Origin of the sequence: Metabacillus sp. YM-086 (assembly GCF_048059995.1) — a bacterium.
Taxonomy (GTDB): Bacteria; Bacillota; Bacilli; order Bacillales; family Bacillaceae; genus Metabacillus; species Metabacillus litoralis_B.
On the sequence record NZ_JBLUOI010000047.1, the window covers coordinates 1 to 12,715 of the forward strand.

The following is a 12,715-nucleotide window of genomic DNA, read 5'->3' on the forward strand; positions in this document are numbered from 1 at the left end:
AGTAGCTCAGTGGTAGAGCAATCGGCTGTTAACCGATCGGTCGTAGGTTCGAGTCCTACCTGCGGAGCCATTTTTATTATGTGGGGAAATACTCAAGAGGCTGAAGAGGCGCCCCTGCTAAGGGTGTAGGTCGTGTAAGCGGCGCGAGGGTTCAAATCCCTCTTTCTCCGCCAGAAATACATATATATAATGCGCCTTTAGCTCAGCAGGATAGAGCAACGGCCTTCTAAGCCGTCGGTCAGAGGTTCGAATCCTCTAAGGCGCGTAAAGTCAGAACTAACCGTAAACAGGTTAGTTTTTTTGTGTTTAAATATTGAAAGAAGTTTTATTTACTAATGAATTCTTAAATCTGTAACAATAAGTATTCAAGCAAGATATGTTTGATATACTCATCTAAAAAATTGATTAGTTGTGAAAAAAGATTGCTTTGTTCTTCAATGTTTAAATCAATTTCCTCTTCTGAAAATTCCCCAGTACTCTTGATAATTAGGGCTAAAATGTTACCAATGTAAAGTGCAGCATCCCCAGATTCAACGATTGGCTGGACAATATGATGAAAAAAATATCTCAAGGTTTCGGGGGACTCATCTAATTCCTCTTCAATGACAAAGGGGAGATTTTTCAACCTAAAACCTTTTTTGATTTTTTCTATAATCTGCTGAGATGTGACTGGTTTTTCCGTTTGATCTAATTCCGCTTGTTCAAAAGTATTAAAATGGGATCTATTTTTATATTTCTCTATATATCCTGGTGATATGATTTGTAATAAAGTTGAAATCACAAATAAGGACTTTGCTTGAATTTCAATTTCATCAGCAAGTTCAATATATGTATCTTCAGATAGTGATGGAGTAGCTATGTTAATAACAGGATTAATTCTTTCATTTAAGATAAATAAAATATTTTCATAAAAAGCTGTTAATGTTTCATTTAACTTCAAGTTGCTCCCCATCCAAGTTTGAATCTTTGTTAATGTGCCTATCTCAATACTTTTTAAAAAAGCAGGAACTTCTTCAATATGTAATTGTATTTTTAATTCTTCATAAAGCTTATTAAGCTCCTCATCATTTTCACTTGGTGGCTGTTTTGCATCTTCTTTTTCCATTACTCCAAGGCCAACTGTTCCCGTACCCTCTATTTCTCTGATGTTAATTTCACCGATTATAAAGCGATGGAGTCCATCACGATCCTTTAGCTCATTTTTGATGAGCTGTCCTAACTGAAGAGTTCCTGTGACTTTTCCGACATTTAAGCCTTGAATGTAATATTCATATACATTCTGTTGATTAATATATTGATTTAAGTGTTGAATATATTTATGCATATAATGAATCTGTTGTTGCATCTGATGGATAAGATCTTGATTAGAAGAGTTGGAATGCATCAAGAACACTCCTTATTTCACATTTCTTGATGTCACTGAATATACTATATAATTCTTATTCGACTGGAGGGATCATTATGTATTACGAAGGCAATAAGAAACCGTACGGAATGAGAAGAAACTCAAGAATAAAGAATAATAGTCAAAAGGAAATTCGCTCTCCAAGGGTTGATTTGTTTGAAACGAGTGATGGGTATTATATTCGTCTTAGCCTTCCTGGGGTAAAAAAGGAAAATTTACAGGTATCCTTTAGTGAGCATGATGATCTTGAGATCAAAGGGAAAGTTGTAACAGTAGTTCCTGAAAACAATAAGAATATTATCTTGCAGGAAATTTATCAAGGTCCGTTTCACCGTAGAATTAAGATTCCTAAAAAGGTGAATAAGAAAAATGTCAATTTTACTTATAACAACGGAATTCTAGAAGTTTATCTAACTTTTTAAAAAGGTGGTGGGAGTATGGTATTTGGTGATAATGAACCAGTAGGTATAATCTTTTTTGGTGGGGTAAAAATAAACCAAATGGAAACAAACGCAGCATTTTCAGTTGGGGAATCTTTTTATCAATCATTAGAAAGTCAGGTTAAAAATAACTTAATTGCCGGTCAAACATTTGGAGATTTTGATTTTAATAACTTTCAGCCAATTGCTTCTAATGTTTTTGATCCAGATGGTGTTGATACAATGATGCCTATAGCGCAATCATCTTTGGGATTAGAAGATTGATACAGAGTTCTTAGTACACTTAAAACAAGGTGTACTTTTTTTATAGTCTTTTGATGGTTATAGTCTTTTGTAATTATTAACTGAAAATAAATAATTCACCTGCAGTCCTAACCTGAGCAAGTGAATTATTTATATACGGGATATACACATAGGTAGGGGGGATAAGGTGGCAAATAATATGGATTCATCACATAAGAGGGAGCGTAATAAGGATAATGACTTTGGTTATTTTTCACCTTCATATCAGGGTCGTTAACTTGTGATTGATATGGACTCATATTAATGTAAGAACCATCTCCATATGCACTTCCAACACCATTTGTCGTTTTTGTTTGACTTGTTAATTCATGATAATATCCCTTACCAACAACTAAAGAAGACGTTCCAGCAATACTATATACTTTGAAGTTTCCGATATTGATTTCAATTTTTGGAATACTTAGTCCCTCCCTTGTTAAAAATCAAATGGAATTTCTAAATCTGACTCATGATCTTCAGCTTTTTTCAATACATAGGTGAGGATCCCGTCTTCATAGCTAGAAGAATAATTTGATGTCATTACTGATTTAGGGAGAAAGATTTCTCTTTCATATGTTGTTTGTGGAAGATCACTTGAGAGTAAAGTATCTGCACCCGCAGGCTTTACTGATTGATGCTTTATTTTTAATGTTAACACCTGATCATTTTGAAAAAAGACTTTCGCATGATTCAACTCTTTTAACCCGGGGCAAATGATTGATAGGTAAATGTTATGTTCACTTTCCCAAATTTCAACTGGTATTAACTGAATTTCCTTTCGTTTACTCGTACCTAATCCATGGATGTTACTCCAAAAATCATCATTTAAAATGGAGTGATATTGCTTAACCATCTTTTTTAATTCAAGCAAATTCTCCGGACTAAACTGTGACTGGGGCATTGCCTGAAAGGGAAAGCCATTTTTTTGATTGAAAAAACCCATAGGATTCTGCATAGTAGCCATCCTTTCGACTGAATAGTTATTATAGTCTATTCGATAAAGGCCTATATGTTCTGGAAGTTTAAGACAATATGTAGCACATTGTCTTTTATTTTTTTTTCATAAGTTAGATACAATAAAAAGAAATCACTTATTTAAGGAGATTCTCATATGAGTAGATTAAAGGACGTTACAACCCCACGACTTCAAAACTTTATTGAATTTCAGAAAGACCCCCTTTTTTCCTTTTTAAACATGTTGGATAAGGGGGATATTGTTTCTTTACGAACAGGATTTAAACCCTCTTTTATTGTTAATTCACCTGAGTTTGTTAAGGAGATCTTAGTGACAAAGGATTCTTTTTTTCGAAAGGGACGGACAACAAAAGTATTAAGGAGAACGATTGGTGATGGACTTCTGACTACTGAAAAGGAAGAGCATCGAAGACAAAAAAACTATTACCAGCCGATTTTCTATAAAGAACGTTTAAATCATTATGCGATGACAATGGTTGAGGAAACGAAGAAGCTTGTTGAAACGCTTCATCATAGAAAGAATTGCAACCTAAGTGATGAAATGATGCAGTTAACATTAGTAATTATTTCAAAAGTTATGTTTGCAACAGATTTAGAGAAAAACAAAGAGCTGCTTGCAAAAGCGGTTAGTGAAACGATTGAGCAAACTGCCCACACCTTATTGTCTCCTGTTATTTTACCGTTAAATGTTCCAACAAAAAGACATAAAATACATAAAAAGGCGATTTGTAAGCTTGAAAACATGATTTATGAAATTATCAAGCAAGCGAAGGAGAATCCGGAAAACTACCAAAAGACAATGGTTGGGATGATGTTGGATACAACACTTGCTACAGGTGAAAGAATATCTGATGAAGAAATACGGAATCAAATGATGACAATGCTCCTTGCAGGTCATGAAACCTCAGCCAATTTATTAACGTGGATTTTTTATGCTCTAAGTCAAAACCCTGAGGTAGAACGTAAATTTCATGAAGAGATTGATGCTATTTCTTTATTGGAAGAATCACCATTTGAGGTTTATAGTAAGCTAGCATATACTCAGCAAATGATGAAAGAAGCACTTCGCTGTTTCCACCTGCTTGGCTTATATACAGAGAGGCAGATAAAGATGTGGAGTTATTAGGGGAGACGTTTAAAGAAGGAAGCACTTTTATGATTTGTTCTTATGCCATTCATCGTAATCATGAGATGTTCCCAAATCCAGAGGAGTTTCAGCCTGATCGGTTTGCGAGTGGATCTAATGAGAACATTCCTCCATTTGCTTATTTTCCCTTTGGAGGGGGCTCCCGAAGCTGCATTGGATATAAGTTTGCCGTTATGGAAACGGTCTTAATATTAGCGATTATAGGAAGAAAGTATAAATTTCGACATATTGAAGGTGAACAGGCTATACCTGATCCACTTGTTTCCCTTCGAATAAAGGATGGTCTTAGAATGGAGATAATTGAACGTTAGCTAAAGGGGGAGATAGGGTGTTAAGGGATGTTGTCATTATTGGTGGTGGTCTAACAGGTGTAATGGCTGCTAGAACTTTAAAAGAAAATGGTGTAGATGATGTGTTGGTCATTGAAAAAGGAAAAAGTCTTGGAGGAAGAATGGCAACAAGACGTATTGGAGAAGGCAGGGTTGATCATGGTGCTCAATTCTTTACAGTACGAACAAAGCATTTCCAATCCTTTGTGGAAGAGTGGGAGAAAAATGATTTCGTAAGCAAATGGTTCGGCAAAACCTACTCACGTTATAAAAGTAATAATGGAATGAACAGTCTCGTAAAAAAACTTGGTGAAAACCTGGAAGTGATATTTAATACAAAAGTTATTAACATTCAAAATGCCGAGGATCATTACTTATTACTAACTGATTGTCACACAAAAATTGCTGCAAAAGCGGTGATCATAACTGCGCCAGTACCACAATCAGTAGAATTGCTTCATAATTTAGAAATAGATCATAGGTTTAATAAGATGCTAAAAAATGTTACGTATCATCCTTGCTTTGTATTATTAGCATCTTTACCTACTTCATCTACTCTCCCAGAGGTAGGAATTCTTAATGAAAACTTGCCTGATGGACTCGACCGCATTGTTGATCATAAGAAAAAGGGAATTTCAAGTCTTACAACTCTTAGTATATACACAACAGGGCAATGGGCAAAAAATCATTATCATTTAGAAGATCATGAAATTAAGGCACTTCTTCTAGAGAGCTTAAAGCCTGTTTTACAGAAAGAAAAAATCATAGAGCTACAGCTAAAGAGGTGGAGATACTCAGAAGCGACTTCAACAATAAAACATCCTTTCTTAGATCTTGAACAAACATTCCCCTTATTTTTGGCTGGTGATGTGTTTTTACATAAAGATGATCGTAGTGGGCGAACACGGGTTGAGAGTGCATTTCTATCAGGGGTTGCCGCAGGGGAAGAGATGGCGAGAAGAATGGTGAATAAATTAAATTTAAAATTTTCTGGAAATTAATGTTACATTTTATAACATGAATGTGGAATACATCTTTTACCTTCTGTATATTGAAATTAACAAAAACAAAAGGTAAAGGAGCTGGCGAAATGATCAAAAATCAAGTAGGCTTTTTCACTTTCATTATTTTAACTGTAAGGACTGTTTTAACTTATTGATATTGAAGAGACAAAGTAGGTGTGTATCTAATACACACCTTTTAAATTGCCCTTTATAATTACTCGAATTGAGTCCTACACCAAACTTAGGGTAAAATAATTAAAAAAGGATGCAGAAAAAGGTGTATTAATTGAAGAACTATATCGTGGTTGGAGCGGGAATTCTCGGTGCATCAGCTGCTTATCATTTAGCTAAAGCTGGTGCTCAAGTTACTGTTATAGATAGAAAAGATAAGGGACAGGCTACAGATGCGGCTGCTGGTATTGTTTGTCCATGGTTGTCTCAACGACGGAACAAAGCATGGTATCAAATGGTCAAAGGTGGAGCTCGCTATTATCCGGAATTAATAAAGAAATTAGAAGATGATGGTGAAACAGAAACAGGTTATAGCAAAGTCGGAGCAATTAGTTTGCATAAAGATCCAGCAAAGCTTGAAAAAATGGCAGAACGAGCTGCTAAACGAAGAGAAGATGCACCGGAAATCGGTGAAATTAACATATTATCACCTGAAGACACACAGTCTTTATTTCCACCCCTATCATCAGAATACGGTTCTGTTCATGTAAGTGGGGGAGCACGGGTCAATGGAAGAGCACTTCGTTCAGCATTAGTCAGGGCAGCAAAAAAGAACGGTGCTACTTTTATTGAAGAAAATGCTGTTTCATTAGTTCAAGATAAAAAGCATATTACCGGGGTTCGTGTTAATAAACAAGTTATTGAGGCTAATCAAGTGATTATAACCGGTGGTGCTTGGTCAGAGGAGTTATTAAGTCCATTAGGGATAAACTTTATCGTTAAGCCACAAAAAGCACAAATTATTCATCTTCATATCGAGAACGTAGATACAAGCTCTTGGCCAGTCGTGATGCCACCTAACAATCAATATATTCTTTCTTTTGAAGAAGGTAGGGTTGTAGTAGGTGCAACACATGAGGATGATGTTGGTTTTGACCTTCGTGTAACAGCAGGTGGAGTTTATGAAATATTAAGTAAAGCTCTTGAGGTAGCACCAGGTTTAGATGAAAGCTCTATGGTAGAAACAAGAGTGGGATTCCGTCCATTTACACCTGGATTTCTCCCAGTTATTGGTCCAATACAAGGGTATGATGGTTTATTAGTAGCAAATGGGTTGGGAGCCTCGGGATTAACGAGTGGTCCATTTCTTGGTTTAGAGCTTGCTAATCTTGCTATGGGAAAAGAAACTGAATTAGAGCTTCAATTGTATAGCCCTGAAAATGCAATAGAATAGGGAAAAGGTGAGCCGTAATTAGCTCACCTTTATTGTTAACGTCGATGTTGGACAAGGTCAATGGCACCTAATACTACGTGGGCAAGACCAAAACCAAAAACAGTATTTGCGACCATTTTATTAGAACCGCGTCTTTGTTTTAATGCATATCCAGTAGCAGTAACAGCTGAACCTAATGCAGTTGGTATTAATCCTTCACGAATATTCATGTCATTTTCCCCCACATCGTTGTTATTGGTGTAATAAACACCATGATTAGCATGTGCATCTTCCTAGGAATATATGTAGAGTACATTTTAAATCGTATAGACCATTACCTTCAAAGTGAAAAGACTTAATTGATATAAAAAGTAAACACTAAAGCCTACAAAGGTAAAAAAGATTAATAAGATAGCTGGTATAAAACTTTTTATCATTTTTATTTCCTCGCAATCTACTAAGTTAATAGTATCATCTTTGCCATTTTTACTATTTTTATACATAGTAGATTTAAGATTTTTAATGGAATAATTTATATTGAAGCAGTACTTAATTTTTAGCAATAAGAATAAAATTTTTTATATAACCCTTGATCTTTTTTTACCCAACATTATATAATGACATCATAAGTTAACCGTTTAACCGGGAGGCAATATGAATCAAAAAATGACAATACGTGATGTAGCTAAACACGCTGGAGTTTCGGCTGCTACGGTGTCCTACGTACTCAATGGAGTAAACAAGGTATCAGAGGAAACGAAAGATCGTGTATTACAGGCTATTGAACAATTAAACTATCAACCGGATTTTACCGCGATCAGTTTATCGAAAAGAAAGTCTAAGATGATTGGTGTGATTATGCCATTAGTTGAAGATACATTAGCACCGATTTTAAAGGAAAATCCTTATGTTAGCGAATTGTTAAGTGGTGTTGAATATACTTGTCGAAAAAATGGATATGATTTTGTTATCTCCGGTATCTCTAAAGCGGAGGAATGCAAAAACTGGATCATGAAGCGAAACTTAGATGCCCTTTTGGTTTTAGGCAAGTTTCCTCTTAATGTATTCGAAAAAATGAAACCGCTATCTATTCCGCTAGTGTTTGTCGATTCGTTTGAGGAGTATGCTGATGCATACCATAATATTCGCATCAATGACGAGCTAGGTGGATATTTGGGCACAAAGCATTTAATCGATAATGGTCACACTCAAATCTGCTTTATACCAAATGGAAAGATAGATAGTGCGGTAGACGGCCAACGTTTTTTAGGTTTTAAGCGGGCTCTTAAGGAAGCTAGTATTCCTTTTAATAAAGAAATGGTTGTTGAAGGAAAGTTAAATACCTTTGAAAATGGATATTCCATTGGAATGGAATTAATGAAAAAACAAGATATAACAGCTATTTTTACCTCTTCTGATATTACTGCATTAGGAATCATTAAATCACTTAACGATCATAAAAAAAGAATTCCTGAAGACTATGCAATTGTTGGATTCGATGACTTGATGATTAGTAAATTTTCTTCACCGAGCTTAACGACAATACGTCAGGATGTTTTTCGAAAAGGATCAATTGCAGCAGAAACATGTATCACTGTGATTGAAAGTGAGGATGTACACCCTGAGCAGATTATGCTCCCTGTTGAACTCGTTGTCAGGGATTCGACTAAAGGAAAGTCAGACATTTAAGGAGGTGAGCTCATCTAATCGGAGAAATAGATATGGTTTGTTAACCGGTTCACTAACTTCATTGTTTTAGATGTAACAAATGAAGCTGTATTCAAGAGATAAGTTTAACAGATAACTAGTAAAAATTTGAATATGATAAATGATATACAATAACATCATGATAAAAAATACGATTAGATTAGGATGAATACAATGACTAAAGTTACAGTATGGAATGAAAACAGACATGAAAAGAAAAATCCCGTAGTTAGCGAGATTTATCCAAAGGGAATCCACGGTGCAATTGCTGATTTTCTACAACAAGACAACAATGAAGTGAAAACGGCTACATTAGATGAGCCGCAGCACGGACTAACAGATGAGGTTTTAGAAAATACTGATGTACTCGTTTGGTGGGGGCATCTTGCACATGATGAAGTAGAGGACTCAATCGTCGAAAAGGTTGCGCAAAGAGTGCTAGATGGAATGGGACTTATTGTGTTGCATTCAGGACATTTTTCTAAGATTTTCAAAAAATTAATGGGAACAAGCTGTGATTTAAAATGGCGTGAAGCTGATGATAAAGAACGACTTTGGGTTGTAGACCCTAGTCATCCAATTGCAGAAGGAATTGGAGAGTATATTGAACTCGAAAAAGAAGAAATGTATGGTGAGCACTTCGATATTCCTGCACCGGACGAGTTGATCTTTACAAGCTGGTTTGAGGGTGGAGAGATCTTTAGAAGTGGATGTACTTTTAAACGTGGTAATGGTCAGATATTCTACTTCCGTCCAGGTCATGAAACATACCCAACATACCATAACGAGCAAATACAAACTGTAATTAAAAATGCTGTTAAATATGTAAAGCCTGTTAACCGTAAACGTCCTGTTTATGGAAATGCTAAGCCATTAGAAACAATCTCAGCTAAGTAATTTATAAAAAATAAGAAAAATTCATTACACATATTAGGAGGAATTATTAATGGGAAAATTAAGAGTTGGTGTAATTGGTTGTGGTAGTATTGCTCAGTATCGTCACTTACCTGAATATGCTTCAAATCAACATGTAGAGCTAGTGGCTGTGTGTGATATTGTAGAAGATCGTGTAAAAGAAATTGCTAATAAATATGGTGCAAAAGCATTTACTGATTATAAAGAGCTTATCCATAGTGGAGAGGTAGATGTTGTTAGTGTATGTACACCTAACTATTTACACGCGCCTGTAACAATTGAAGCTCTAAATAATGGACTTCATGTATTATGTGAAAAGCCAATGGCAACTTCTCAAGAGGAAGCAGATGCAATGATTGAAGCGGCTAAGAAAAATGATAAAAAACTAATGATTGCTCATAATCAGCGTTTTGTACGTTCACATCAAATTGCTCGAGAATTAATTGAAAGCGGTTCTATTGGAAAAATTTACAGCTTTAGAACTGCATTTGGACATCCTGGTCCAGAGGGCTGGAGCCAAGATGGAAGAGATAGCTGGTTCTTTGAAAAGGAAAAAGCTTATATCGGGGCAATGGGTGATTTAGGTGTTCATAAAACGGACTTAATGCGCTATTTACTAGGTGAAGAAATTGTTGAGGTTGGAGCATTCATTGAGACATCAGCTAAAGAATTTGCAGATGTTGATGACACGGCTGTTTGTGCCCTTAAAACGGAAAGTGGCATTATTGGAACACTTGCAGCAAGCTGGTCCTACACAGCAAAAGAAGATAACTCAACAATTATTTATGGTGAAAAGGCAATTATTCGTTTAGAGGATAATCCAACTTATTCATTAGTTGTTCAATATACAAATGGTGAAGTAGTAAAGTATGAGCTTGGAAAAATTCAATCAAACGATGAAGGTGGTCAAAACTCTTCACATGTTATTGATCATTTTATTTCAAGTGTTGTTGAAAACAAAGAGCCTCTAATCACTGGAGAAGAAGGTATGAAATCGTTAGCTGTTATTATTGCTGCACTTAAATCAAACGAAACAAAAACAATTGCAAAAGTATTTGAGTGATGAAAATGAGTGAACTAAAGATTGGAATAATCGGAGTCGGTGGTATTGCACAAGGCCGACATATCCCAGCTTTTCAAAGCTTTGAGGATTGTGTAATTACAGCTGTAAGTGATGTTAACAAAGAAAGAGCACAAGAAGCAGCAGATAAATTTAAAATTGAGCTGGTATTTGAAAACTATCAGGATATGTTTCAACATGTTGATGCTGTCGTTATTTGTACGCCGAATAAATTTCACGCTGAAATGACAATTGCAGCATTTGAAGCAGGAGTTCATGTTCTATGTGAAAAGCCAATGGCACTTACAGCAGAAGAATGTGAAGCGATGCTTGAAGCTTCAAAACGAACAAATAAAGTGTTAGCGATTGCTTATCATTATCGTTTTATGAAAAATTCACAGGCAGCAAAGAAAATGATGAGAGATGTCGGTACGCCACTTGTAACAAGAGTAAGAGCTTTGAGACGAAGAAAGGTGCCTGGCTGGGGTGTTTTTACAAATAAGTCACTCCAAGGTGGAGGTAGCTTAATTGACTATGGATGTCACTTACTAGATTTGGCTATTTGGTTAATGGGAAGTCCAAAGTACGTTGAGGTAAATGGCAGTACGTACAATGCATTAAGCAAACAACCCAATTCGGTTAATCAATGGGGTAGCTTTGACCATGAAACATTTAATGTAGATGACCATGTCACAGCATACATTAAGTTTGAAAATGGTGCGTCTTTATTACTAGAAACGTCATGGGCTGCAAATATATTGGATGATGAAGAGCACGTAAGTATATCAGGCGTTGATGGTGGATTAAGTGTTTTTCCTCTGGAGTTTTATGCGGCGAAAGATGACATGCTTATAAACAGTCAGGCTGCTTGGATTTCTGGTGAGGATGATCCTGGTCTATCTCAGGCTAGGAACTTTCTTGATGCTTGTCTAGGAAGAGCTGAGCTTGTTGTAAAACCAGAAGAAGCTCTGCAGGTTTCTCAAATTATTGATGGAATCTATCAATCAGCAGAGTCAAAATAATGAAGAGGTAAACTCATGAATGTCTAGATGCCTCTAGATATTCATGAGTAAAGAGAATAATAAAGGAGGACTTTCGATGAAATTAGGTGTTTTTACAGTACTTTTTAATGATAAATCTTTTGAGGATATGTTAGATCGAGTAAAAGCTTCCGGTTTGCAGGCAGTTGAAATTGGAACTGGTGGTTATCCAGGTGGAGCTCATTGTGACTTGGATGCATTACTTGAGAGTGAAGAAAAACGTAATGAGTACTTAGGGAAACTACAAGAACGTGATTTAGTTATTAGTGCATTCAGTTGTCATGGTAATCCAATTTCACCTGATAAGGAATTTGCTCAAGATTCTCAAGAAACACTAAAGAAAACAATCAAACTTGCATCGTTAATGAATGTACCTGTTGTTAATACATTTTCAGGGACTGCTGGTGACCATGAGGGAGCAAAACATCCGAACTGGCCTGTTACTCCTTGGCCAAATGAATATGGCGATGTGCTAAAGTGGCAATGGGAAGAGAAGTTAATTCCATATTGGAAAGAAGTAGGACAGTATGCGAAAGAGCACAATGTGAAAATTGGCTTAGAGTTACATGGTGGATTTTTAGTACATACACCATATACAATGCTAAAGCTTCGTGAAGCTACATGTGATGCAATTGGTGCAAACCTGGATCCAAGTCATCTTTGGTGGCAAGGAATTGATCCGGTTGCAGCAATTAAAATTTTAGGGAAAGAAAATGCTATTCATCATTTCCATGCAAAAGATACTTATATTGACCAAGATAATGTTAATATGTATGGATTAACAGATATGCAGCCATATGGTGAAGTTCAGACAAGAGCTTGGACGTTCAGATCCGTTGGTTGTGGTCACAGTCTAACAGAGTGGAATGACATAATGAGTGCTCTACGTACTTATGGATATGACTATGTTGTAAGTATTGAACATGAAGATCCAATCATGTCTATCGACGAAGGCTTTGAGCGTGCTGTTACAAACTTAAAATCTGTCTTAATTAATGAGCAGCCATCACAAATGTGGTGGGTATAA

Annotated in this window: 12 protein-coding genes, 2 tRNA genes and 2 pseudogenes; 12 read left to right on the top strand and 4 right to left on the bottom strand. The window is 36.0% G+C overall.

What is annotated here, in order from left to right:
• Positions 1 to 82: 82 nt before the first annotated feature.
• Both ACEWK1_RS18160 and ACEWK1_RS18165 read left to right on the top strand, forming a co-directional pair.
• Positions 83 to 173 (top strand) — tRNA-Ser (locus tag ACEWK1_RS18160).
• 18 nt (positions 174 to 191) lie between these two features.
• Positions 192 to 265 (top strand) — tRNA-Arg (locus ACEWK1_RS18165).
• 78 nt (positions 266 to 343) lie between these two features.
• Here the strand turns inward: ACEWK1_RS18165 and ACEWK1_RS18170 are convergent.
• Entirely contained in the window at positions 344 to 1,384 is a 1,041-nt protein-coding gene (locus ACEWK1_RS18170) for a hypothetical protein (protein ID WP_212138733.1), read from the bottom strand.
• A gap of 77 nt (positions 1,385 to 1,461) precedes the next feature.
• Between ACEWK1_RS18170 and ACEWK1_RS18175 the strand changes: the two genes are divergently transcribed.
• Positions 1,462 to 1,827, top strand: coding sequence for an Hsp20/alpha crystallin family protein (locus tag ACEWK1_RS18175; protein ID WP_162987533.1), 366 nt, complete (start codon positions 1,462 to 1,464; stop codon positions 1,825 to 1,827).
• A gap of 15 nt (positions 1,828 to 1,842) precedes the next feature.
• Positions 1,843 to 2,109, top strand: a complete 267-nt coding sequence (locus tag ACEWK1_RS18180; RefSeq protein ID WP_121664457.1) for a spore germination protein — start codon at positions 1,843 to 1,845, stop codon at positions 2,107 to 2,109.
• A 296-nt stretch (positions 2,110 to 2,405) separates the two neighbouring features.
• Here the strand turns inward: ACEWK1_RS18180 and ACEWK1_RS18185 are convergent.
• A pseudogene (locus tag ACEWK1_RS18185) lies at positions 2,406 to 2,546 on the bottom strand (spore germination protein); the annotation flags it as partial.
• 17 nt (positions 2,547 to 2,563) lie between these two features.
• Positions 2,564 to 3,082: an Hsp20/alpha crystallin family protein gene (locus ACEWK1_RS18190; protein ID WP_212138734.1), complete on the bottom strand. Its 519-nt coding sequence runs from the start codon at positions 3,080 to 3,082 to the stop codon at positions 2,564 to 2,566.
• A gap of 240 nt (positions 3,083 to 3,322) precedes the next feature.
• Here ACEWK1_RS18190 and ACEWK1_RS18195 point away from each other — a divergent pair.
• The 3 genes and pseudogenes from ACEWK1_RS18195 to ACEWK1_RS18205 all read left to right on the top strand — a co-directional run bounded on the left by ACEWK1_RS18195 (position 3,323) and on the right by ACEWK1_RS18205 (position 6,987).
• Positions 3,323 to 4,560 (top strand): annotated as a pseudogene (locus ACEWK1_RS18195) (cytochrome P450).
• Positions 4,561 to 4,577: 17 nt separating this feature from the next.
• Positions 4,578 to 5,579, top strand: a complete 1,002-nt coding sequence (locus tag ACEWK1_RS18200; RefSeq protein WP_212138735.1) for an NAD(P)/FAD-dependent oxidoreductase — start codon at positions 4,578 to 4,580, stop codon at positions 5,577 to 5,579.
• A gap of 289 nt (positions 5,580 to 5,868) precedes the next feature.
• Positions 5,869 to 6,987 carry an NAD(P)/FAD-dependent oxidoreductase gene (locus ACEWK1_RS18205; RefSeq protein ID WP_212138736.1) on the top strand — a complete coding sequence of 373 codons (1,119 nt, stop codon included), beginning with the start codon at positions 5,869 to 5,871 and terminating at the stop codon, positions 6,985 to 6,987.
• Positions 6,988 to 7,022: 35 nt separating this feature from the next.
• Here ACEWK1_RS18205 and ACEWK1_RS18210 read toward each other — a convergent pair whose 3' ends face one another.
• Positions 7,023 to 7,196: an asparagine synthase gene (locus tag ACEWK1_RS18210; protein WP_098798565.1), complete on the bottom strand. Its 174-nt coding sequence runs from the start codon at positions 7,194 to 7,196 to the stop codon at positions 7,023 to 7,025.
• 424 nt (positions 7,197 to 7,620) lie between these two features.
• Here ACEWK1_RS18210 and ACEWK1_RS18215 point away from each other — a divergent pair, with 424 nt between their 5' ends.
• The 5 genes from ACEWK1_RS18215 to ACEWK1_RS18235 all read left to right on the top strand — a co-directional run bounded on the left by ACEWK1_RS18215 (position 7,621) and on the right by ACEWK1_RS18235 (position 12,715).
• Positions 7,621 to 8,655 (top strand): LacI family DNA-binding transcriptional regulator, encoded by a 1,035-nt coding sequence (locus ACEWK1_RS18215; protein WP_121664463.1) that lies wholly within the window; start codon positions 7,621 to 7,623, stop codon positions 8,653 to 8,655.
• Between the two features lie 192 nt (positions 8,656 to 8,847).
• Positions 8,848 to 9,570 carry a ThuA domain-containing protein gene (locus tag ACEWK1_RS18220; RefSeq protein ID WP_121664464.1) on the top strand — a complete coding sequence of 241 codons (723 nt, stop codon included), beginning with the start codon at positions 8,848 to 8,850 and terminating at the stop codon, positions 9,568 to 9,570.
• A gap of 49 nt (positions 9,571 to 9,619) precedes the next feature.
• On the top strand, positions 9,620 to 10,651 hold the full coding sequence (locus ACEWK1_RS18225; protein ID WP_121664465.1) for a Gfo/Idh/MocA family protein: 1,032 nt from the start codon (positions 9,620 to 9,622) through the stop codon (positions 10,649 to 10,651).
• A 5-nt stretch (positions 10,652 to 10,656) separates the two neighbouring features.
• Entirely contained in the window at positions 10,657 to 11,670 is a 1,014-nt protein-coding gene (locus ACEWK1_RS18230; RefSeq protein WP_416636549.1) for a Gfo/Idh/MocA family protein, read from the top strand.
• 76 nt (positions 11,671 to 11,746) lie between these two features.
• The gene (locus tag ACEWK1_RS18235; protein WP_212138738.1) at positions 11,747 to 12,715 is read left to right on the top strand and encodes a sugar phosphate isomerase/epimerase family protein; all 969 of its coding nucleotides are present in this window, start codon (positions 11,747 to 11,749) and stop codon (positions 12,713 to 12,715) included.

Excerpts from the sequence above, each read along its gene's own strand:
- ACEWK1_RS18170 (WP_212138733.1), bottom strand. The coding sequence starts at position 1,384 with ATGCATTCCAACTCTTCTAATCAAGATCTTATCCATCAGATGCAACAA.
- ACEWK1_RS18220 (WP_121664464.1), top strand. The coding sequence starts at position 8,848 with ATGACTAAAGTTACAGTATGGAATGAAAACAGACATGAAAAGAAAAAT.
- ACEWK1_RS18190 (WP_212138734.1), bottom strand. The coding sequence starts at position 3,082 with ATGCAGAATCCTATGGGTTTTTTCAATCAAAAAAATGGCTTTCCCTTT.
- ACEWK1_RS18230 (WP_416636549.1), top strand. The coding sequence starts at position 10,657 with ATGAGTGAACTAAAGATTGGAATAATCGGAGTCGGTGGTATTGCACAA.
- ACEWK1_RS18180 (WP_121664457.1), top strand. The coding sequence starts at position 1,843 with ATGGTATTTGGTGATAATGAACCAGTAGGTATAATCTTTTTTGGTGGG.
- ACEWK1_RS18175 (WP_162987533.1), top strand. The coding sequence starts at position 1,462 with ATGTATTACGAAGGCAATAAGAAACCGTACGGAATGAGAAGAAACTCA.
- ACEWK1_RS18215 (WP_121664463.1), top strand. The coding sequence starts at position 7,621 with ATGAATCAAAAAATGACAATACGTGATGTAGCTAAACACGCTGGAGTT.
- ACEWK1_RS18210 (WP_098798565.1), bottom strand. The coding sequence starts at position 7,196 with ATGAATATTCGTGAAGGATTAATACCAACTGCATTAGGTTCAGCTGTT.
- ACEWK1_RS18235 (WP_212138738.1), top strand. The coding sequence starts at position 11,747 with ATGAAATTAGGTGTTTTTACAGTACTTTTTAATGATAAATCTTTTGAG.
- ACEWK1_RS18225 (WP_121664465.1), top strand. The coding sequence starts at position 9,620 with ATGGGAAAATTAAGAGTTGGTGTAATTGGTTGTGGTAGTATTGCTCAG.